Source organism: Pseudomonas sp. TE3728 (genome assembly GCF_056279145.1).
Genome location: NZ_JBWBQT010000001.1, coordinates 415992 through 436574 on the forward strand (window position 1 = coordinate 415992; position 20583 = coordinate 436574).

Below are 20583 nucleotides of genomic sequence, written 5' to 3' on the forward strand. Positions count from 1 at the left end.
GTCGATTTCACCTTGAAATGTCGGAGGACTGAATCGTGGCTTGATGGTTGTCTCCGCCCATGAACACAACGGAATATTTTCCGGCGGGGGGTTGGAAGGTGTAGCTGTTGTCTTTATCGACGCTTCCTTCGAGCAACACCTTGTTGCTGGTGTCCTGGACATGGATTTTTCTGCCAGCGGCGGAGCTGCCGTCGGTGTAACCCGCCTCGCACTTCACCAGATCATCGCTCTCGATGTAGCAGTCGAAGACGGGGCCATGAGCGAAGGCTGCCTGGCAGAACACCAGGGCGCCGGCGATCAGTATCCGATGTGCTGAGCCTAGGGGTTTCATAAGGTCTTCGATCTCCACGGTCGAGGTTGATCATTGGAGCGGCGATTTGTGATCGCCGCTCGTATTGGGGCCAGGTGGCGCGAAGGCCGTCAGTAAGGAATCCAGGTTCGAACTCAGGAGTGCTTCGTACCCGTTGGCCGCGTCGGCGAGCATTCCCGGGTTGCCGGCATCCAGTATCAACAACCGTGCGCCACCGTCCTCGATGGCCTTGGCAATCCTGGCGTCCGGTGCCCACTTGTGGACCACCACGTGGATGTCACGCTCGCGCAGGTATCGGGTCAGTGCGGTGCAGTCGGCGTCGCTCCAGTCGATGTCCTGTCGGACGAACCAGCCGTCGACAAAAATCCCGAACTCGCCGAACAAGTAGGTGAACTCATCGGCCAGCGACAGCACGCGCAGATCCGGCACTGCCAGCAGCCGGGCACCGTAGTTGGCCTTGAGCTGGCGCAATCGGCCTTCGAGTGCGGTGAGGTTGCGCTCTATCCGAGGCGCATCGAAGGGGGACAGGCGTGTCAGGTCGGTAGCGATAATCGCCGACATGCGCATGGCGTTGACTGGGCCGAGCCAGGCGTACGGCGACAGTCCGCCATCGACGTCGCGTTCGGTTGCCCAGGGAACGTCGTTCGATGGCACGCGGGCCACGGCCACACCGGGCTGGACGGTGTCCCATGAGTGCGAGGCATCGATCTCGACGATCCGCAGATTGTGGCGACGTGCCGTGGTGTAAAGCGGATCCGCGCGCCAGAGGTTGCCCAGGGTAACCACGGCGGTGGCCTGCTGGAACACGGCGGGCTCCAGGCGCGACAGCGCGTTGGCCTGGCTTTCCATAGGCACGGCAGCGTCTGCCGGAAGGCGGACGATCTTGAGGGTTGTGCCGTCGCTGAGCGTCGAGGTGAGCGCATACACCGTCGGCAGTGCGACAAGCACCTGCTGCCTGCCGGTATCCGCGAAGGCAGAAAGCGGATTGCCCAGCAGCAGTACCAGCATCGCTAGCCAGGGTCGACGTGACATGCAAAGCCATTTCATACGCTGGCACCTCTGAACCGGGACGCGGTAGCGCGGATGACGGTGGTGACGACGAACACCAGGGCGGCGACGATCACGATTGCGCCGCCTGTCGGTACGGGGATGTGGAATTGCATGGGCGCCAAGATGCCGACCACGCAGGAAAAAGTCGCGATCAGGATGGCGCGCACGACCAGCCCCGGGAGCGAATGGCTGATGTTGCGTGCTGCCGCGGCCGGTATGAGCAGAAGGGCTTCGACGAGTACAGCGCCGATGATTTTCAGGCAGGCTACCGTCACCAGAGTGACCAGTACGACAAACAGGTACTCGACGCTTCGCACTCGCACTCCGCGAGCATGTGCCAGGCTCGGATTGAGGCTGGCCAACAGCATGCCGTTGTACATCGGCAGTCCGAGCAGAGCACACGTCGCCGTTACCACAAGCAGCACGTTCATGTCGGTGTAGTCGACCGCCAGGATGGAACCGAACAGCACGCTTTCCATTACGTGCGTGTTGATCTTTGCCGACACGAACAGCAGCAACGAGGCGCCGACCGCCAGCGAGATGGACAAGAACACGCCGATCAGCGTGTCATTGGCCAGCGTGGTGCGGTGCTGCGTGTACTTCAGCGTCAGAGCGAACAGCAGGCAGAAGCCGAACATTGAGAAGTAGGGGGAGGTGTAGGACTCGCCGATCAGCACGCCAATGGCAACGCCGGTCATCGCCGCATTACCGACGGCCTGACTGAAGAACGCCATGCGCTTGATCATCACCATCGAGCCCAGCACGCCCAGTAGCGGTCCGATGAGCACTGCACAGAGCAGCGCATTGATCACGAACTCGTACTCGAACGGTTGCGGCAGGATGCCACTCGCGGCGAGCGCCTGGAGCTGGTTGCGAATCAATTCGTACAGGGCGCTCATTGGGTAGCCTCCAGAGGGTAGGCGACCTGGTCGGGCGAACCATGGAACAGCACCCGCCGGTTGATAACGGTCACCGATTGCGCGATGCGCCTGACCTGTTCCAGGTCATGGTTGATCCAGAGGATGGTGACGCCGCGGCCGTTCAGCTCGGCCACCAGCGCCTCCACCAGTCGCACACCCGGTTCGTCGATGCCGGCTGTCGGTTCGTCAAGGATCAGTAGCCAGGGCGCCGGGCTGATCGCCTGCGCCAGCAGCACTCGCTGACGCTGGCCACCGGACAGGCTGCCAAAAGGTTTTGCGCCCATTCCGGCCACGCCGGTGCGCTCCAGCGCTTGGGCATTGGCCGCCTTGGCAGATCGGCTTGAGCCAAAGAAGGCCGGCCTGCGTTGACCGAGAAGGGCCATGATGTCGTTGACCGTCATCGGCACGTTGCGGTCGAAGTCCGGCAATTGCGGGACATACCCCATGGGTGTCGTGACCTCGCCTTCGAACAGGACCGTCCCTGAATGCGGCATCTGGCCCAGCAGCGCACGCACCAGTGAAGTCTTGCCGCCGCCGTTCGGGCCTACCAGGCAGTGCAGCGCACCGGCTTCTACCCGGAAGCTCACTTCATCGAGCACTTGCGTACCTCCCAGTTGCAGGGAGACGTTATCGAACACTATGGCGGGGCCGCGCATCGCTTGTTCCTCCTTCATCGCGTTCATCGCTGCGTAAACTCAACGGCTTCGGCCAAGGTCTCGAGGTTTTCGCGCATTGCTACCTCGAATTCGTCCGGGCTGTAGGTACCGCCGGTGATGTGAGACAGCGCGAACACCTTCACGCCGGTGGCTGCCTCGATAGGCTTGGCCAGGTCGAGGGAGAAATTCTTCTCGGCGAAAAGCACACGTACATTGGCCTTCTTGATAGCGTCGATGGTGGTGGCCAACTGGCGTGCAGTCGGCGCGACGCCGTGACGCGGCTCAATCACGGCACTCACGAACAGGCCGAATTCCTGCATCAGGTAGTCGTAGCCGGCGTGCGTTGTCGCGCACCGGAACGAAGACAAATCCAGCGCGGCGAAGCGGGTCATGAAGCCGGCCCGTAGCTCCCGGATACGCGCGGCATACGCCAGGGCGTTTTGTCGATACACCGCAGCGTTATCCGGGTCCAGTTCCCCCAACCGACGAGTGATCTCGAAGACCTGTTGTATCGCTGCCGTGGTGGATACGAAGGTATGCGGATTGACCACCTTGACGCCGTCCTGGCCGCCGCCGATTGGAATGAGCGCAACCGAGGCATTGGCCTGGATGATCGGCAGGGTCGCCCCGCGGCCAGCGGCCTTGATGATCTGGAAGGCCCATTCATCGTGTCCGATGCCGTTAACGACCAGACCATCGATATTCATCGCGCGGGTGATGTCATCGGGCTGCGGCTGGTAGTTGTGCGGATTCGCCTCCGCCGGGATGAGCGCAACGACTTCCGCCCGATCTCCAACGATATTTGCCACGAAGCTGTAGTAGGGATGCAGTGTGACGCCGATTTTGAGCTTCTTGCCCGAAGAGGGAGCCGGGCTGGCGAGTGCGATGGCGGGTATCAGCAGCAATAGCGCGATGCATCGGCGCCACAGTGCGCGGTGTTTCGTAGAAACGGTCATGGCTGAGTTCCTTTTACGCGTTCGACTTCGCTGGCACCGTTGTAAGGGATGACCTGGCGCCAACCATCGCCGACCAGCGATTCGGGCTTGACGATGCCAGGGTAGGGCGCGTTCGGGTCGCGGTGGACCCAGATCGTCGCTTGGTTGGCCCACATGACACCGGCATGTGCGTGACCGATGACGAGCAGGTAGGCGCTCTGGCCCGGCGCGCGGCCGCCGGAGCCGTAGTAGACCGTAGCGCCCTGGCCCTGGGTGGCATTCGACACCTTGCTGGCGGTCTGGTCTGCAGGCGTGACAGCGTCGGCGGAAAGCGCATGGGGCTGGTGGGTGCCGGGCAGAATCAATTGCCAGTGCACCTCGCCATTGGTCTTCCAGAAGGCGTCACGGTAGAAGGGCGGCAGCAAGATTTTCTGGGCATGCTCCAGCGTGGTCCAGCCGCCGGTATCGTTGTTGAACCAGATGATTTCTTCACCGGCTGGCAGCAGAGCGCTGTGAATCGCCTGATCGACCGCACCCAGGCCATCGAAGGAACGCACCTGCCAGCTCAAGGTTATCGGTGGGCCGACTTTCTGGGGTCGCAGCGTTATATAGCCTGCCACGCTGGCGATGACTGCCAGGGCCGCAAGCAACAGTGCCAGCGATTCCCATCGGCCGGATACCGGGCGCACCACCTTGATTCCGCTGTTTGCGTGATCGCTGGGCATATCTGCACCGGATGCGCGACGAGGCGATAGACGAGCCATCAGAGAAACGCGATCCAGCGGCCGAGGAACACCACGCCCGCCCACAATGCCAACGAACTGAATCCCGCGACACGCGCCTGGCTGGGAGGCGTTAGCGTTGTGTCCCATTCGGCAATGCGGCGAAAGACGCCCAAATGGAAGATCCCCATGTTGAGCCCCGCCAGCAGTAACACGCCCATCTTGCACAAGAATGCAGTGTTCTCGGCATAGGTCGTGGCATTGGCGACGAACATAAGCAGACCGGTAATCACGCAAGCCACGAAAGCGACCCAGGTGAACGGCAGCAAATCTTGTATCAGCCGTAGCGCGCTGCGGCGATGGGAGGCAACGCCGAGCAGACGCAAATCCACGACGGCGATGGTCCCGAACACAAGGGCGATGCCGATCACATGTACCGATTCAAGGGCTGGAAAGGCGGAGCCCGACTCTCGGATGAAGGTGGCGACAGAGGTGTCCTGGAGGGCTTGTAGTGTTGGTTGAATGTCCATGGCGAATACCTGGGAGCTTTCGTTGAAAACGCTTAGATCGCGTAGGCGATCAAGCGACCACAGATGATGACGACGCACCACAAGCCGATCGACAGCCAGGCTAGCGCCTTGACAAGAGGAGGCTTGCCATCACGTTGTGCATCGTCGGCAGGGCGCAGAAGGGGGCGCCGTAAAAGCAAGGTCAGCGTGAACGCACTCACGACCAGGGCCATCTTCAGCCAGAAGGTCGAGTTGACGAGTACGCGATCAGGCTCGGCGATGATCATGATCAACCCCGTGAAGAGCAGGACGAGGAGCGCATTGCGCATCCACGGGTAGTACCGGCGAACGACGCCACGCAAGGGCTCGTCCGTGGCGAACACACCCGCCAGCCGAAGATCGGAGATGACCGCAGAGCCGAAGAGCACTGTGATAGCGAGAATATGAATGCTCTGGACGGTGGGTATGACCCAGAGAATGTCCCGGATGGCTGTGCTCAAAGGTGACGCATAGATCCAGGCAATGATGAGTGATGATGACATTTGCTGTTCTTCCCAATGGGTTAGAAGTCTTGAGGCGTTGCGATCGAACGCAGGCCCGCCGCATCTTCTGGCAGTAGGTAGCCTTCCTTGATCGAGAGGGCTTTGGCGTCTTCGAATTTCTGTTCATAGTTGCTGAAGCTTCCATAACGCTGGCGAAGCACGTCCTTGGAGTAAGGCACCTTGGTGTCGTAGATCAGGCCGCAGCCGGTCTCCTGATCGGTGAGGTAGGTCGCACTGGGCACCTGGATCCACGGCGGACGTACACCCCCTTGCAGGTTGCCGGTAGCGGGGTCGCGCGCAGCGGTCTTGCCATCGCGGGCGACCCGCGGAGCAGTCGGCATGGGTTTGCCCTCGCGTACCCATTGGTCCATGCGATCCAGAAGCGACGAGACGACCAGCTCTGCCGGTTCGTCGTACAGCGTCCGGCACCGTGGGTCGTCGCCCTTGCCGACGTCGGCAGCGAACAGTTCGGTATGCTCCGTACCGAGATCAGCCAGCCGCAGATGTGGCATGCCGGTCACTTCGTAGTAGCGAACCTGCGGGCTGTCAGTGTCCGGTGGCAGGTTGATGCCTTCGATCACGTCGTGCATCAGTTCGGACTGGCTGTAGACGGTCACGAACGGCGCGCCGTCGGGCGTCTGGCGCGGCAGCCGGATGACGTCGCCGCCCACCTCTCCGTAGGCCATGCGGCCAGTCATGTAGGCATCGATCAGCGGCCTTGCGTCGGGCATACGCCATTGCTGGTGCCGGCCCTGGTCGAGGTAGTCCATCCAGACTTGCGCGGTCACGGCCCAGCTATTGACGTAGATGCGTTTAACGTCGAGACCTGCCAACGGGCTTTGCGCTGCATTGGTTTTCAGCAGCAACGCCAGTTGCGCCCCGATGGCCTGGGACTGTGGAGCGAACGGATCGGGACCCTCACCGCGGGTGAAGTGTTCCGGGTCGTAATAGGTGCCCAGCGGCGCGTAGCGTGCAAAGTCGAAGCGGCGCATGAACTCGAAGTTCACGATCCGTCCGTACTGAGCGATCTGCTCGGCCTCGGCAGCCGGGGTGTCCGAGATGAACTTGGGATCGACTGGCGGCTTGTTCACATTCAGCGTGTACCCGACGTACGCGTAGCCGCGACGCAGCAAATAGTCGCGGGTCAGGATCCATCCCGCGGCGCGCTCGCCGAACCAACTGAACGGCTCGATCACGACCGTGCCATTGAAGCGCGCGGGGTCAGCCGGTTTGCGCACCAGAATGCGTGTGGTGTAAGGCGCCTCCAACAGGGTTTTGCCCGAGGCGGTAATGGCCGGGGCAACGCCTTGCAGGTAAAACTCCTCCTCGATGTAGCCGTACTTGTCGAGGTCGCTGTATTCGGTGCCCGGGCGTTTCGCCGACGAGAGCGGTGGCTTGCCGGAGGGCGGCACCGCGATGGCCGTGGGCATGCGAGGCACCTCGGCGAATGTGTTCGACGTGAGGATCAGCAACAGCAGGGCGCTTTGCAGCGTCGGCCGCAGGATGCTGATGGTTGACAGTCTTTCCATTTGGTCAGATCCGATGGCGATTAATGGCGACTTCACTCGAGACTGAGGGATGCCTTGCCTTCTTTATCGATCACGATCTGATTGTTCTCGCAGACATACTCTTGAATGGCGTAGTTGGACCGTTTGTACTCGAACGTGAAGCGATACGGGGTCTTGAGCACCTGCGGGTCCTCGATCACGACCTTGTTTTCCAAGTGGTTCGGCGCCGTCAGCCTGATGCGTTCCGTGATCTTCATGTCCGGACCGTGCGGAACGTCATAGAAGCGCACATCCGTTCGCACGCGCTGTGTCTCCACGACGAGCGTGTCGCCTTCCCAGTGGCCGCGTGAATGGCCTTGATAGGTAGGGTCCAGCTTTTCTTTCGCAGGCATCGCTTCGTTCAAGAGAATCCGGCGTACCTGCTGGAGATACTCACCGAGGACGATCACTTGTTTGTCGTCGTGAATGATCTGGATCGGGAAGAGCGCCGCCATCAACGTTGGCATTCCCTCGGGCAGGCACTTGGAGCTCGTTGTGGCCAGTGGCGTCCCGGCTTCGTTCGCTATGGCTTGTCTCTTCTTCAGCGCGACGTATTCGTCGGCATAGGACGCCTTCAGGTCCATCGGTCCGCCCGGGTGCACCGGATCGTCCGGGTTCTCACCGAACCAGTCGTCCGGGGTTCTTTCCCAGGTGCCGCTGATGTCGGGGCGTGTGCCGACGCTGTGTTTGTCGTTTAGAGGTTTCGAAGGTGTTGCGGCGCCGCACATCCCGGCGACAGTCACGAGGGCGATGCCCAGGAAGATCATTGCCGTGTTCAAGGTTCGCGTCGGTTTCATTGAAACGTCTCCACGCTGCTGGTCTGGACTGTTCGGTTAGGTCGTCATGAAGCCAGGGAAGGATTTCTCATCCGCCGCCCGTGAGTACGACGTCACCGATCTTGATCTCCACGAGCAGCCCTCCTGGCTCACCGTTTTTCAACGGTTTGAAGGACACCTCGGCACTCTCGCCGGCCTTGATCGACTCAGCGCTCCAGCCAGTGCGCTGCAACGCATTGACACTGCCTGTCTCGATCTTGAATCGCTGGGCCGGCGGGCCGGGTGTATCGACGTAAATCGTGATGTGAGGATTGGTCCAGGCAAAGCGCTCGACGACACCCTTGATCGAGACGGTCTGGGTCTGGTCGAAAAGCGCGAACGAATGGTGAGCACTGGCAACAGGTGCCAGAGCACTGCAGACGAAGAGGGTCAGAAGACAAAGCCCCTGACGTAACAGCGGGGAGGGTGACAAAAGGGTCATGACAGGTACCTCGGTTCTTATGGTTCTTATGGTTCTTATGGGCCCAGCATAGGGGGAGTGCGCTCAGAGGCCGTAGCCCAAAACGGCAACCATTGAAGGCGCTGAGGATGTTTTGCAGTGGGGGAGATATCGCGCGAAGGGATGGGCGGCCAGCCCCTTGAAAGTGCTGATTTGGGTTACCGCTTGCGTGACCCAAGCCGGAACACTCACGGCTCGCCTCATAAATATAAAAACAGGAGAGACGTCATGCGCACCCTCAGTTACGCGCCATTACTTTCGCTGGTCGCACTCTGTACATTTGAGCCGCAGGTACACGCCTACCAGCTCTACAGCGAAGACGATGGTGGAACCGTCCTGAACGCCGACCTGTCGGCGGCGTTTGGCTGGTTCGGCAGCGAGAAGAACTACATCGGCGACCCTGAGAGGGAGCCCGGCAGGATGCGGTGGCAAGAAGGCTTCGCCAAGTACGGTCTCAACGGCACGACAGACAAGATCACTGCCGGTTCGATGTATGGCGGACTCAGCTGGATCAGCACCGGATCATTTGGCGATGGGGACGCGGGTGGGATCACCGCCGGGAATGAAAGAAGAACGGCTGTGGAAGACGCCTACCTGGGCTGGAAGTCAGGTGATCTGATTCCTGCACTGGGCAAGGACGGCGTTGATTTCTCTTTTGGCCGCCAGGTCGTTACGGTGGACGGTTTCCTGATCACCGATGACGGGTTCGCCCCCGGGAAGGCCTTCAACCCTATCGAGGGCGTAAGGGATGGCCGGTTCGATCGCGGCGGCGCCTTTTACCTTGGCCCGCGGTTGGCGTTCGGGAATACGGCAGTCTTGAAACTGGGTGGTCAGGAGGGCCTTCACGGTAGCCTGATATGGCTCAAATCCGATAACCCCGGGCAGTCTAAGACCGAAGTGGCTGCCGCCACCGTCGACTACACGACGCCCGTCGGCTCGATCGGTTCGACGTATTTGCACGGCCTGGATGTTGACGAGCGATATGCTTTTGGTGATCGGCTTGAGCGCAAGGGCATGAACGTCTACAGCATTCGTGGGCAGGGCAATGCCGGGATCGAGAATGCCGACTTTGCGTTCGAAGTGGTGCGTCAGGAAAAACGTTCAGGGTCACAGCGGTCGATGTTCTTCGACGCCGGCTACACCTTCGCCGATACCAAATGGCAACCGACGGTGAGCTATCGATATTCGCGCTATTCCGAAGGTTACGACTTTCTGTTCCAGGGAGGTTTTCGCAAGCGATACCAGGGTGAAGTCGCCGCCAATTACGCAGGTTCAGTGACCTCGAACATGGCGATCAACGACGTGCTCCTCTCAGTCAAGCCGACCGAGACATTGACCCTTAACGCAATGGCCTTCAACTACCACCAGCTCTCCCGTACGCATGAGCAGGACTTCGCCGCACGTGAGGTCGACCTTTTTCTGGATTGGATGGTGACGGATAACGTCACACTCTCGCCTCTGGTCGGCTTCTACAAGCCCGAAAAGTGGCTCGGGGACGGTGGTCTGCAGAGCGGGAGCGCATCAACGAACACTTACTTCCAGTTCATCGTGTGGGTGACTTTCTGAGTCGCCGCTCACGCCGTAACGACGAAGGTTTGTTGCCGGTATCTTCATCGGGGGCGCCACCCGCGGTGGCGCATTCCCGATGGGAGGTCGCCAGGCAACAGGCGATCGAGGAGGGGCCAGGCTAGGTGGCTTTTTTGCCGACGAAGCCCATCTCGATTGGGGTCTTTATGTAAAACACAGAGATTTCCTCAGCCTCCAGCCTCTTGAGCAACCTTTCGGATTCGTCCTCGGTGATAGCCATGCGAATCTCCGTAGGCTGATCCGCGAGTTCAAAAAAATGCGAAGAGTGCAATCGACCGGTGTGTCCAAAACCCTCGATAGCCGTAGAGAGAGTCGCACCACGCAGCCCCATCTCTTTGGCCACATCGACGATCCATTCGCCAAGCATCTTTCCCTGATAACGACGGTTCTGTTGAGTGAAGAAAATCACGAGAAAACCTTTCATTTTCATCTCCTCATCGCATGCCAATGATTTGATAGGACAAAAGCCCGGCAGCGGTCATCACCAACGAGCCTACGACGTGCAATGAAATAGAGCCGAGCGCCCAGAGCAGTCTGCCTTCCTGGATCAGGGCAACTGTTTCGGCCGAAAACGTAGAAAAGGTGGTAAGCCCACCGCAGAAACCCGTGATGATCAGCAGGCGCCACTCAGGACTCAAGGTGGGGGAGGCGGCCAAAAACGCGATAGCCAGGCCAATGATGTAGCCCCCGACCATGTTCGCGACCACCGTGCCCGGGGGAATCGTGGGGAACAGGGCGTTCAGCTTCATGCCCAGGAGCCAGCGCAACCAAGCTCCAAGTGACGCGCCAACGGCGATAACTGCGAGTGATTTCAGCATGGCGGGCTCACCTCGTCAGACCTGGGCCAAACAGGTAACAGGTAAGCACAGCAGAACTGAAGACTTCAAGAACCCCGTACGCAAGTGACTGGGCCCCCTCTGGTCAGAGCCATGAAGGCGTGGACATCTTGCGCCCACGCCTCATCAAGTCACAGCATGCGGCGCAGGACGTCGTTTCGAGGGTCCCGGTCGTAAAACCGGTGTTTGAGGGCGCCTACGACATGCAACAGGATCAGCCCGAGCAGGGTGTAGGCGAGCACTTTGTGCAGCCATTGGAAGACGACGAACCAATTGTCATTTTTCGGAAGGAGCTCAGGCAGGTTGCCCCCAAAAAAGAACACCCCGTCGCTCATCGTGTAAGTGCTCGACATTGAGTAGCCCATCAGCGGCACGATCACGACGAGCGCATACATGAAACGCTGCGTAAGCCTTGACAGGAACCTTTCATAACTTGCCAGCGTTTCCAGCGGCTGCGGAAGCACGGGGGTCCGAAAACGCAGGGTGATCTGAATCAGGACAACCAGAAACACCAACAGCCCAAAGGATTTGTGCCACGGGTAATAGAGCTCGTACTTGCTCGCCACTTCGTCATTCAGACCGGTCATATGCCAGCCTGCCCAGAGGAGGCCTGCGATGAGTGCGGCGCGCACCCAGTGCAACATTCGCAGGGACGTCGGATACCGATCGGTTGTTTGTTGATCTATCGGGTTCATCGTAGTCTCTCCATTGATTATCAACGGCATCAGGGATGCACTTTTGAACGGTAACCCTCGCGGCACAGGGGCCGGAGGGTTATTCGGTCAGGACAGGGATCGTGCTCAGGAAGGTAGCAGCACGGTGATGACTTTCTCCTCGGTGTAGGCCACCGCGCCGGCGAACCCGCCTTCTCGGCCGATACCGCTGGTCTTTACGCCGCCCCAGGGCAGGTTGGCGTCCAGCGGGCTCCAGCAGTTGATACCCACGGCACCGGCCTTCACCGCAGCGGCTACGCGGTGCGCTCGCACCAGGTCGGTCGTCCAGACCGTGGCCGCCAGGCCGTAGGAGGAGTCATTGGCCAGTGCGATAGCTTCCTCTTCGCTGTCGAATGTGATCAGCGTGCCGACGGGCCCGAAGATTTCGTCTTGGGCGATCGCCATGGCGTTGTTCGCGTTGGTGAAGATCGTTGGCCGGACAAACCAGCCCCGTTCTGGCGTCGATACACCGCCGGCCAGCAGCGAGGCGCCTTGGTCTATACCCAGTTGGATGTATCGGTTAACGCGATCGAATTGCGCTTTCTTGGCCACCGGTCCCATCTGTACACCGGGCTGGCGAGGGTCGCCCACGTTGACTGCCTGTGCGGCATCGGCCAGCGCTGCGCCGAAGCGATCTGCGATGCTGCGGTGCACCAGGATGCGCGAGCCGGCTGCACAGACCTGGCCCTGGTTGGCGAACAGGCCGAGTGCACACCCGCGCAGCGCGTCTTCGAAAGAGGCATCGTCGAAGACAATCTGGGGGCTCTTGCCGCCCAGTTCCAATGCAACGCGCTTGAACAGCACACCGGCGGTGCGCTGGATTTCGCGTCCGGCCTCGGGGCTGCCGGTGAAGCTGATCTTGGCAACGAGCGGGTGTTCGCACAACGCGCGACCCACCTCATTACCGTAGCCGGTGACCACGTTGATCACGCCGTCAGGGAAGCCCGCTTCCTGAGCCAGCACCGCCAGGTGCAGGGCAGACTGCGGCGTTTCTTCCGAAGGTTTGATGACCACGGTGCAGCCTGCCGCCAGCAAAGCGGCGAGCTTCCAGACGGTGATCATCAACGGCGAATTCCAGGGAACGATGGCGCCGACCACACCCACGGGCTCGCGTACCGTGTACGAAAGAGTCTTGGTGCCGAAGTAGCCACCGGTGGGAATGGTGCGCCCCTCAAGCTGGTTGGCCCAGCCAGCGGCGGCACGCAGGTTGGCGATCGCGTTGGGCAAGTCCATCCGGCGCGGTTCGATGGGTGAGCGACCGATGGCGTTGGCATCCATGTCGGCCAGCAATTCGCTGTCGCGTTCAACCAGGTCAGCGAGTTTCGATAGCAATTGACCACGCTGGGCGCCGTCGAGCTGGCGCCAGGCGCCACCCTCAAGTTGGCGATGCGCGGCCGCCACTGCGCGGTCCACGTCCTCAGTGGTGCCCTGTGCGGAGCTGCCGTACACCCGTTCTGTCACGGGGTTGACGAGGTTTATGCGACGGCCGTCGGAAGCTTCGAAGGACGCGCCTTCGATGAAGTGATTCAAGTGCTCAGTCATTTTGGGGTCCATGAGTGATGTGCAGTGGTCGGGTCACGCCTCGAGGGAGGCCAGGGCGTCGCCGAAGATGTCCAGTGCCTTGAAGAACAGCGAGCGTGAGATCGTCAGCGACGGCATGACTCGCATCACGTTGCTGTAGCGACCACAGGGAATCATCAGCACGCCGTGGTTCAGCAGGTAGCCCATGAGCTGGCCGATTTTTTCGGGCGCCAGGGGAGCCTTGGTGGCAGGGTCTTCGACCAGTTCGATACCGATCATCAGGCCGCGGCCGCGTATTTCACCAACGAACGGGCTGTTGAAGCCACGGATACGTTCCTGCGCCTCCAACCCCAGGGTGTGCGCGCGGTTGAGCAGATCGAGCTCTGGGTCCTGCAGGATGCTGATATTGGTCAGCGCCACCGCCGCGGACAACGAGTTGGCGGCAAAGGTGTTGGGCATCGATCCGTCAGGAATCGCGGCCGCCAGGTCCGAACGCATGATCAGGCCCGCCATTGGCAGGTCGCTGCCGATGCCTTTGCCGAACGTGAGCATGTCCGGCTTCACGTCCGAGTGCTCGACCGCCCACATCTTGCCGGTGCGCCCTGCGCCGGATTGCACTTCATCGACGATCAGCAGCGTGCCGCTACGGTCGCATGCCTTGCGCAACAGCTGCAGGAACTCTGGCGATGGGGGCACGTAGCCGCCTTCGCCCTGCACTGGCTCCACGATAACGGCAGCCACGTCATCGGCGGCGGTGTAGGGGGTGTTCAACAGGTAGTCCACGTACTCGCCGGCGATCTGCTCGGCGCTTTTGTGAGTGGTGTCGAAAGGGAAACGGTAGGCATAAGGGTAAGGGGCGTGAATGACCCCACCCATCTGGGCACCGTAGCCCTTGCGGTAGGCCGTGCCTGTGGTCAGGGATCCCGAGGCGTTCCACACGCCGTGGTAGCCTCCATGAAAGGCGATGATCTGGTGCCGCCCGGTGATGCGTTTGGCGAACTTGATGGCTGCTTCAAGCGCATCGCTGCCGCTTTGCGTGAAGAAGGTGATGCAGTCGCCACGCAAGCCGTCGGGCGCGATCTCGGAGAGCTTGGCCGCCAGTTCGGTGCGCCGGGTGCTGTTGACTTCAAGGGCATGCATCAGCACTTCGGACTGTTCGCGGATCGCCTGCACCACCTTCGGGTGGCAGCGGCCTACGCTGCTGACGCCCACGCCGGCGGACAGGTCGATGTAGGTGTTGCCATCGGGGTCCTTGAAGGTAGCGCCAAAGGCACGATCCATGGCCACCGGCATGCGTCCGCCGCCGCGCGCCATCGACTCGGTACGCGCCGACAACGCCAGGGCCTCGCTGGTTTTGGGGCCGGGAAGTGTGCTGGAGGTAATCCGAGGGGCATCCGCGAAGTGGAGGGATTCAAGTTTGGCTTCACTCATGACGTTCTCTCTGAATGTCGATTTAAGTGTGCTGATCATCTCCGCGACGAGTCTGTGGCCGGTAGCCCGAATTGGCACATGGATGGACCGCCCTGAGCGCACCTTCCAGTGAATTTAGAATCTCATAAAGAATTGTGCATAATTCTCACTATGTGCGAATATCGCATAGGAAGGCGATCTAAAAACAAGAATATTGGCAGAGGCTTTCGACATCATGAAAAATCAGACTATCAGCCATTTCAGAGACGTCCATGTCCATGCGGCTACCGTCCAGGAATGGAACCAGGACTACAGTCAGCTAACAGCAGGCTCTGCTGAGAGTTCGCTGATGCAGTTGTCGACAGCGGGTGTCCACGTCTTTCTCGAGCAGATCAACCAGCGTGTCGTGCAGCACGGCGTGGCTCCCCGAGGCAAGATGTGCTTTGCCGTGCCGATCACCACCCCGGGTTCGATTCGGATGCAGGGACGGGAGGCGGACGATAGCAGCCTGTTCTTTCTTCACGGTGGCGAGGAGTTCATGTTCCATATGCCGATGGGCATGGAGCTGCTCTCGATCACCTTTGAACGTGAATTGTTCGAGCAGGCGTTGGCGCAAACAGCGTCGGCGAAGGAGGTCAGCCTGTTGCTGCGTCAGCCGGTGATCAGGGTTTCCACGCCGCGCTTTGCAGACGCTCGTCGCCGATTGCTGGCGATGTTCTCCCAAGCCCTGGTGTACGAAGAACTCGACAGCACGCGAGATCGGGAGCGGGAGCTGGCGCTGGAACAGGCGATGCTCGGCGAGTTGCTGCAACTCATGACCGACCCGGCTTGCGACAAGCAACAACGCTCCGCAAGCTCCACGCGCAGCTTCATTGTCGAGAAATGCCACCGTCTGGCGACCGCGGAGATGATCGACGTGCCCAGCGTGATCGAGTTGTGCCAGCGACTCCAGGTCAGTCGGCGTACCGTGCAGAACAGCTTTCGCTCGGTTGCCGAGACGACGCCGCTGAATTACTTGCGCTCTGTGAGGCTCAACGGTGTACGCCGGACCTTGATGTCCACACGCGCGTCGCATCTCTCGATCGGCGATGCCGCTGCCCAATGGGGCTTCTTTCACCTCAGCCATTTTGCGGCGGGGTACCAGGAGCTGTTCGCAGAGTTGCCGTCCCATACCCCCCGCGCTGCCATCACCGGTTGCGCTCATGCCTGAACGCCCGCCTGCTGAAAGCAGTGTGGGGTGACCGTTGGCTTCACAAGGATGTAGAGAAAGATGAATAGCCTGCGCCGTCTGCTCATGGTCTTCGACCTGTTCCGCCCGGAACAACCGGTCATCGATGTGGACATCATTTGCCGGGAGCTCGGCTACACGTCCGCCACCGCCTATCGTTATCTGCGCGAACTCGGCGACGCGGGCTTTTTGAAGCGATTGCCGCGCGGTTACGCGCTCGGCCCGCGAATCGTCACGCTGGAGCATCTGATGACGAACTACGATCCGTTGTTGGCATGCAGCCGGGACCTGGTCGACAACCTGGTCACCGACACCGGCCTGGACGCGCTGGTCAGCGAGTGGCATGGCGACTCAGTGGTCAACGTGCTGATCCATCGTGGCTCCGATGCCGGACCGGTCGGTAGCGGCAGGGGGCGGTCGATCGATCTTTTCCACAGCGCGACCTCCCGGGTCGTACTGGCTTATCTGCTACCGCGTCAAATCCGACGTGTTTACGACGCGCACGTGAACCCATCCGAATTGTAGCATCTGGGGCTGGAGTGGAAGCCGTTCATCAAGAGCCTGCTCGCCATCCGTAAACAGGGCTACTGCATCAGCGAAAGCGAGCTACACCCGGGACGCAGTGGCGTCGCGGCGCCGATCTTCGACGAAAAGCAGCGCGTCCTCGGGAGCATGACCCTGGTGGGGCGCAGTGAGCGGTTCGGTGCGTTTCAGCAAGGCTATCTGTGCGACCTGGTGACCGGCGCGGCGTCGGAACTGACGGCGCGTCTCGCTTCGCAGTGAGGTCAGGGTGGTGGATGGCGCTGTTCAGGTGATGGCGTAACAGGTTACCGATTTGGGATACCGGGGCGTTCATGGTGAGGCATAGGATCGGATCCAGCGTGCGACAAAAACGACAAGCTATATCGGTGACGGTGAACGGCTTGCTGCACCGATCCTACAGCGACTGCCTCATACAATAAGGTCAAGAACATGAGCGTATCTATCCCGATCAACAGTTCGACGGAGTTGAAGCGTGGTGCCTTGGGTGTTGGTTTCATCATCTTTTTCGTGGTGTCGGCGGCGAGCCCGTTAAGTGTCATCGCCGGTGGCTTCCCGATTGGCATCATGCTGGGCAATGGCGCCGGCACGCCGGCATTGCTGATCCTGGCGTTGCTGGTGCTGCTCGCGTTCTCGGTGGGTTACACCACCATGTCCCGGCACCTGACCAATGCCGGCGGTTTTTATGCGTTCACCTCCCGTGGTTTGGGTGGCCTGGCAGGCGGAGCGGCCGGGGTGTTGGCGATGTTTGCCTATAACATTCTTCAGGTCGGGTTGTATGGCATGTTCGGCGGGGTGGTCAGTGGCACCATGGAAAGCATGTTCGGACTGGTGCTGCCGTGGTGGTCTTACTCACTGATGGCGATGGCGAGCATTGCGATTCTGGGGTATCGCAAGATCGACCTGTCGGCGCGGCTACTGTCGGTGATGGTGATCGCCGAGTACCTGGCGATCCTGATCCTGGATTTTGCCATCCTCAAATCCGGCGGCGACAGCGGCATCAACCTTGATGCGTTTGATCGCAGTCATGTGTTCAGCGGCACACCGTCAATCGGCCTGCTGTTCTGCTTCGCGGCATTTATCGGCTTCGAGGCGACGACTATTTACGGCGAAGAGGCCAAGAACCCGCAGCGTACTATCCCGATTGCCACCTACTGCTCGGTGTTGCTGATCGGTGGTTTCTACGCACTGTCGGTATGGTCGATGGTGGTGGGCGTGGGTGCGGACAAGATCGTGCCGATGCTGCAGGCCTTGCAAGACCCGACGACGTTTATCTACGGCATGTCCGACCACTTTGTCGGCCCCTGGCTGACTCAGATTATCCGGGTGCTGTTCATGGTCAGTATCTATGCCGGCCTGCTGGCGTTTCATAACGCCGCGGCCCGTTACTTCTACGCGATTGGGCGTGACGGCCTGTTGCCGCACCGCTTGGGTACTACCCATCGCGTGCACCAGAGTCCTCATATGGGATCGGCGTTGCAGAGCCTTATCTCGGCGGTGGTGGTACTGATTTTCGCTGCCATGGATGCCGATCCGATCCTGCAGCTGTTTGCCTGGCTGTCCAACTTGGCCACGCTGTGCGTGATTTTGTTGATGGCGCTCACTTCCGCAGCGGTAATCTTCTTTTTCCGGCGTCACCCCGAACTCAAGGTGGGGATCTGGCGTGGGCGGATTTTCCCCGGTTTCTCTTGCATTGCCCTATTGGCGGTCCTGGTACTCGCGGTGGTGCATTTCGATGTACTGACGGGCGCCAGCCTGGCCTTGTCATACAGTCTCTGCGCCATCATTCCCGCGGCCCTGCTGGGTGGCGTGTTCCTGGCGGCTCGACTTCGCAAAGCGTCGCTGCAGCGTTACCTGGCATTGGGTAGCCACAAGCTTTAAGGCCCCACGCAGAACCGTTCAACCAAATCTGCGCTTTGCTTACCAAGGATGGTCTGCGACCTCGCGCGGCTGCGCCTGACTGCTCAACTTGACCAGCAGCGATGCGATCAACAGCAGGACTGCCGACGCTGCCAGCACGGCAACAAAGCCTGCATCGAACGCCGCACGGGCGAATGCGCTCAGCATCGCGCGGCCTTCGGGCGACAACGTCTCGGCGACGACCAGCGCGTCGTCGAGACTCTCGAATGTCGCGGGGTTTAGGGTCAGCCATGGCGGAATCATCACGCCCGCCGAATACGCATAAATCGCCGACAACAGACTGCCCGCCAGCGTCACACCCACAGCACCGCCCAGTTCAAAGGACACTTCTTCGATGGAGGCGGCCATGCCGGCTTTATCGGCGGGCACGCTGAGCATGATGGTGCTGGACGAAACGGTCAGTGCAGCGCCAATCGTCAAGCCCAATAGGGCAAGGCTGGCGACTTGCAGGTAAACCGCAGCGTTGTACAGCAAGAGATAGCTCAGCATCGCGGCTGACGACAGCAGCAACGTCCAGAACAGCATCCGCCGGTTTCCCAGGCGCGGCAGGTAGTAACCGGCAAGCGGCCCTGCGACGAAGGACCCCAGTGGGAGAGGAAGGATAAACAATGCCGCCTCCAGCGGCGACATGCCGAGCACCAGTTGCAGGCGCTGGCTGAACACCAGTTCCATGCCGATCAACGCAGCGGCCGACACGACTGCTGAAATGACGGCATTTCTGAAGCCCGGCGCAGTGAACAGCGCCAGATCGAGCATCGGCTGTGCGGCACGGCGTTGGCGTCGAATGAACAGCGTCAGAAATAGCGCACCCAGCATGACCGCCACCAGCATGCCGTCGAAGGAGGGCGCCCGTTTACCGAGTTCCTTGACGGCATACGCCAGGCTGATCAGCCCGATCATGACCTGCAGCGAACCCAGCCAGTCCCATCGCTTTTGAGCATCCCCCCGGTGATTCGGGATCAACACCGCGCCGAGAACCAGTGCCACCAGCACAATGGGCACGTTGATCAGAAACACCGAGCCCCACCAGAAATGCTCCAGCAGAAGGCCGCCCACTACCGGGCCGAACGCAGCGCCCCCTGAAGCAACCGATGCCCAGATGCCGAATGCCATGGCCTGCTCGCGCGGGTCGGCGAACGTCAACCGCACGATGGCCAGCGTAGCCGGCATCATCATCGCCGCGCCGACAGCCAGAAAGCCGCGGGCACCGATCAATACGCTGGCCGATGGAGAGAAGGCCGCGATCAGCGAGAACAGGCCAAACACACTCAGCCCGCCGATAAACAGGCGTTTGTGCCCGAGGCGGTCACCGAGCGTGCCCATGCCCAACAGCAGCCCGGCAGCGATCAATGCATAGATGTTGATGATCCAGAGCTTCTGCGAGGCCGAGGCATCGAGCTCACGGGTCAGTGTCGGCAGGGCGGTGTACAACACCGTCATATCAATGACGATCAGCAGCAATGCGCTGGAAATAATGGCCAGGATCAGCCAGCGTCGCGGAGGAATCATGGGGGGGCTCGATGAACGATGGTCGAAAGCCGGCAACTGTAACTCGGTCAAGACGTCAGCACCGGCAGGTAGCCTGCCGTGCCCCTTTACACTCGAAAATGGCCGACAAGCTGCTGTTGATGGTTGGCCATTTCATGGAGTGAGTCACTGGCCGTTGAAGCATCGCTCATCCGTTTGGTCAGTGTTTCGCTGATGCTGCGAATGTCACTGACCCGATGGCTGATATCTTCCACGACCGTGCTCTGTTCCAGGGCTGCGCTGGCGATCTGCTGATTCATCTGTTCGATCACATCCACGGCCTGGGAAATACTCTCCAGCGCCGTACGGGTCTGTTGCACCTGGATCACGCTGTTGCCGGCTTGCTCGCGGCTCAGCTGGGTACTGTGCACCACCTCCTGGCTCAACTGCTGCAACATCTCTATCACCGTGCGGACCTGTTCGACCGAGCTCTGGGTGTTGCTGGCCAGGTGCCTGACTTCATCGGCCACCACCGCGAAGCCACGTCCCTGTTCGCCCGCTCTGGCCGCTTCGATGGCCGCATTCAACGCCAGCAAGTTGGTTTGCTGCGCGATGGTGCTGATGACGTCCAGCACCTGGCCGATCTGGGTACTGCTATTGGCGAGGGCATGCACTTGCTTAAGGGTGGTGTCCAGTCGCTGATCGAGGCTTTCGATGCTGCTCTCGGCGATGGAGAACACCGCTTGACCTGATCGGCTCGCGCTTTCGGCGGCTGTCGCTGCGTCGGCGGCACCGTGGGAGTGGCGCGCCACTTCCTGGGCACTGGCACTCATTTCGTGCAGCGCGGTCGCGGCCAGCTCCACTTCGCGGTACTGGCGTTGCATCCCTGCGCTGA

23 protein-coding genes are annotated in these 20583 nt (G+C 60.6%); 5 read left to right on the plus strand and 18 right to left on the minus strand.

Annotation, left to right across the window (positions count from 1 at the left end):
- Nucleotides 1–7 precede the first annotated feature (7 nt).
- The 11 genes from ACZ89R_RS01820 to ACZ89R_RS01870 all read right to left on the minus strand — a co-directional run bounded on the left by ACZ89R_RS01820 (nucleotide 8) and on the right by ACZ89R_RS01870 (nucleotide 8448).
- On the minus strand, nucleotides 8–331 hold the full coding sequence (locus ACZ89R_RS01820; RefSeq protein ID WP_305501961.1) for a hypothetical protein: 324 nt from the start codon (nucleotides 329–331) through the stop codon (nucleotides 8–10).
- Between the two features lie 30 nt (nucleotides 332–361).
- Nucleotides 362–1318: a metal ABC transporter solute-binding protein, Zn/Mn family gene (locus tag ACZ89R_RS01825; protein WP_429546922.1), complete on the minus strand. Its 957-nt coding sequence runs from the start codon at nucleotides 1316–1318 to the stop codon at nucleotides 362–364.
- 35 nt (nucleotides 1319–1353) lie between these two features.
- Nucleotides 1354–2259, minus strand: a complete 906-nt coding sequence (locus ACZ89R_RS01830) for a metal ABC transporter permease (protein WP_429546921.1) — start codon at nucleotides 2257–2259, stop codon at nucleotides 1354–1356.
- Entirely contained in the window at nucleotides 2256–2963 is a 708-nt protein-coding gene (locus ACZ89R_RS01835; RefSeq protein WP_429546920.1) for a metal ABC transporter ATP-binding protein, read from the minus strand. The genes ACZ89R_RS01830 and ACZ89R_RS01835 overlap by 4 nt, the downstream gene beginning before the upstream one ends.
- The gene (locus ACZ89R_RS01840) at nucleotides 2960–3892 is read right to left on the minus strand and encodes a metal ABC transporter solute-binding protein, Zn/Mn family (RefSeq protein ID WP_429546919.1); all 933 of its coding nucleotides are present in this window, start codon (nucleotides 3890–3892) and stop codon (nucleotides 2960–2962) included. Before ACZ89R_RS01840 ends, ACZ89R_RS01835 begins: the two co-directional genes overlap by 4 nt.
- Nucleotides 3889–4596 carry a DUF6162 family protein gene (locus ACZ89R_RS01845; RefSeq protein WP_429546918.1) on the minus strand — a complete coding sequence of 236 codons (708 nt, stop codon included), beginning with the start codon at nucleotides 4594–4596 and terminating at the stop codon, nucleotides 3889–3891. The genes ACZ89R_RS01840 and ACZ89R_RS01845 overlap by 4 nt, the downstream gene beginning before the upstream one ends.
- 38 nt (nucleotides 4597–4634) lie before the next feature.
- The gene (locus ACZ89R_RS01850; protein WP_429546917.1) at nucleotides 4635–5123 is read right to left on the minus strand and encodes a DUF6644 family protein; all 489 of its coding nucleotides are present in this window, start codon (nucleotides 5121–5123) and stop codon (nucleotides 4635–4637) included.
- Between the two features lie 32 nt (nucleotides 5124–5155).
- Nucleotides 5156–5644, minus strand: coding sequence for a DUF6644 family protein (locus ACZ89R_RS01855; protein ID WP_429546916.1), 489 nt, complete (start codon nucleotides 5642–5644; stop codon nucleotides 5156–5158).
- Nucleotides 5645–5664: 20 nt separating this feature from the next.
- Entirely contained in the window at nucleotides 5665–7173 is a 1509-nt protein-coding gene (locus ACZ89R_RS01860; protein ID WP_429546915.1) for an alpha/beta hydrolase domain-containing protein, read from the minus strand.
- 32 nt (nucleotides 7174–7205) lie between these two features.
- Complete coding sequence (locus ACZ89R_RS01865) at nucleotides 7206–7988, minus strand: hypothetical protein (protein ID WP_429546914.1); 783 nt, start codon at nucleotides 7986–7988, stop codon at nucleotides 7206–7208.
- 67 nt (nucleotides 7989–8055) lie between these two features.
- Nucleotides 8056–8448, minus strand: a complete 393-nt coding sequence (locus ACZ89R_RS01870) for a DUF6152 family protein (RefSeq protein WP_429546913.1) — start codon at nucleotides 8446–8448, stop codon at nucleotides 8056–8058.
- Nucleotides 8449–8694: 246 nt separating this feature from the next.
- Here ACZ89R_RS01870 and ACZ89R_RS01875 point away from each other — a divergent pair, with 246 nt between their 5' ends.
- Nucleotides 8695–10032, plus strand: coding sequence for an alginate export family protein (locus ACZ89R_RS01875; protein ID WP_429546912.1), 1338 nt, complete (start codon nucleotides 8695–8697; stop codon nucleotides 10030–10032).
- A 121-nt stretch (nucleotides 10033–10153) separates the two neighbouring features.
- On the opposite strand, the gene ACZ89R_RS01880 is transcribed toward ACZ89R_RS01875, so the two are convergent.
- The 5 genes from ACZ89R_RS01880 to ACZ89R_RS01900 form a co-directional block, all read right to left on the minus strand.
- Nucleotides 10154–10477: a DUF190 domain-containing protein gene (locus ACZ89R_RS01880; RefSeq protein ID WP_429546911.1), complete on the minus strand. Its 324-nt coding sequence runs from the start codon at nucleotides 10475–10477 to the stop codon at nucleotides 10154–10156.
- Nucleotides 10478–10487: 10 nt separating this feature from the next.
- The gene (gene crcB / locus ACZ89R_RS01885; RefSeq protein WP_064617293.1) at nucleotides 10488–10871 is read right to left on the minus strand and encodes a fluoride efflux transporter CrcB; all 384 of its coding nucleotides are present in this window, start codon (nucleotides 10869–10871) and stop codon (nucleotides 10488–10490) included.
- Nucleotides 10872–11020: 149 nt separating this feature from the next.
- On the minus strand, nucleotides 11021–11584 hold the full coding sequence (locus ACZ89R_RS01890; protein ID WP_429546910.1) for a cytochrome b: 564 nt from the start codon (nucleotides 11582–11584) through the stop codon (nucleotides 11021–11023).
- Between the two features lie 105 nt (nucleotides 11585–11689).
- A complete protein-coding gene (locus ACZ89R_RS01895) occupies nucleotides 11690–13144 on the minus strand; it encodes an aldehyde dehydrogenase family protein (RefSeq protein ID WP_429546909.1) in 1455 nt (484 codons plus the stop codon).
- A gap of 33 nt (nucleotides 13145–13177) precedes the next feature.
- A complete protein-coding gene (locus ACZ89R_RS01900; RefSeq protein ID WP_429546908.1) occupies nucleotides 13178–14554 on the minus strand; it encodes an aspartate aminotransferase family protein in 1377 nt (458 codons plus the stop codon).
- 214 nt (nucleotides 14555–14768) lie between these two features.
- Here ACZ89R_RS01900 and ACZ89R_RS01905 point away from each other — a divergent pair, with 214 nt between their 5' ends.
- From ACZ89R_RS01905 to ACZ89R_RS01920, 4 genes are all read left to right on the plus strand, one after another.
- A complete protein-coding gene (locus ACZ89R_RS01905; protein ID WP_429546907.1) occupies nucleotides 14769–15743 on the plus strand; it encodes a helix-turn-helix domain-containing protein in 975 nt (324 codons plus the stop codon).
- Nucleotides 15744–15803: 60 nt separating this feature from the next.
- The gene (locus tag ACZ89R_RS01910) at nucleotides 15804–16286 is read left to right on the plus strand and encodes a helix-turn-helix domain-containing protein (protein ID WP_429546906.1); all 483 of its coding nucleotides are present in this window, start codon (nucleotides 15804–15806) and stop codon (nucleotides 16284–16286) included.
- Nucleotides 16287–16322: 36 nt separating this feature from the next.
- A complete protein-coding gene (locus ACZ89R_RS01915; RefSeq protein WP_476241486.1) occupies nucleotides 16323–16544 on the plus strand; it encodes an IclR family transcriptional regulator domain-containing protein in 222 nt (73 codons plus the stop codon).
- Nucleotides 16545–16733: 189 nt separating this feature from the next.
- Complete coding sequence (locus tag ACZ89R_RS01920; RefSeq protein ID WP_429546905.1) at nucleotides 16734–18182, plus strand: APC family permease; 1449 nt, start codon at nucleotides 16734–16736, stop codon at nucleotides 18180–18182.
- Between the two features lie 39 nt (nucleotides 18183–18221).
- Here the strand turns inward: ACZ89R_RS01920 and ACZ89R_RS01925 are convergent, their stop codons facing one another.
- Both ACZ89R_RS01925 and ACZ89R_RS01930 read right to left on the minus strand, forming a co-directional pair.
- Nucleotides 18222–19730 (minus strand): MFS transporter, encoded by a 1509-nt coding sequence (locus tag ACZ89R_RS01925; protein WP_429546904.1) that lies wholly within the window; start codon nucleotides 19728–19730, stop codon nucleotides 18222–18224.
- 86 nt (nucleotides 19731–19816) lie between these two features.
- The gene (locus tag ACZ89R_RS01930) at nucleotides 19817–20572 is read right to left on the minus strand and encodes a methyl-accepting chemotaxis protein (protein ID WP_476241487.1); all 756 of its coding nucleotides are present in this window, start codon (nucleotides 20570–20572) and stop codon (nucleotides 19817–19819) included.
- Nucleotides 20573–20583: the final 11 nt, after the last annotated feature.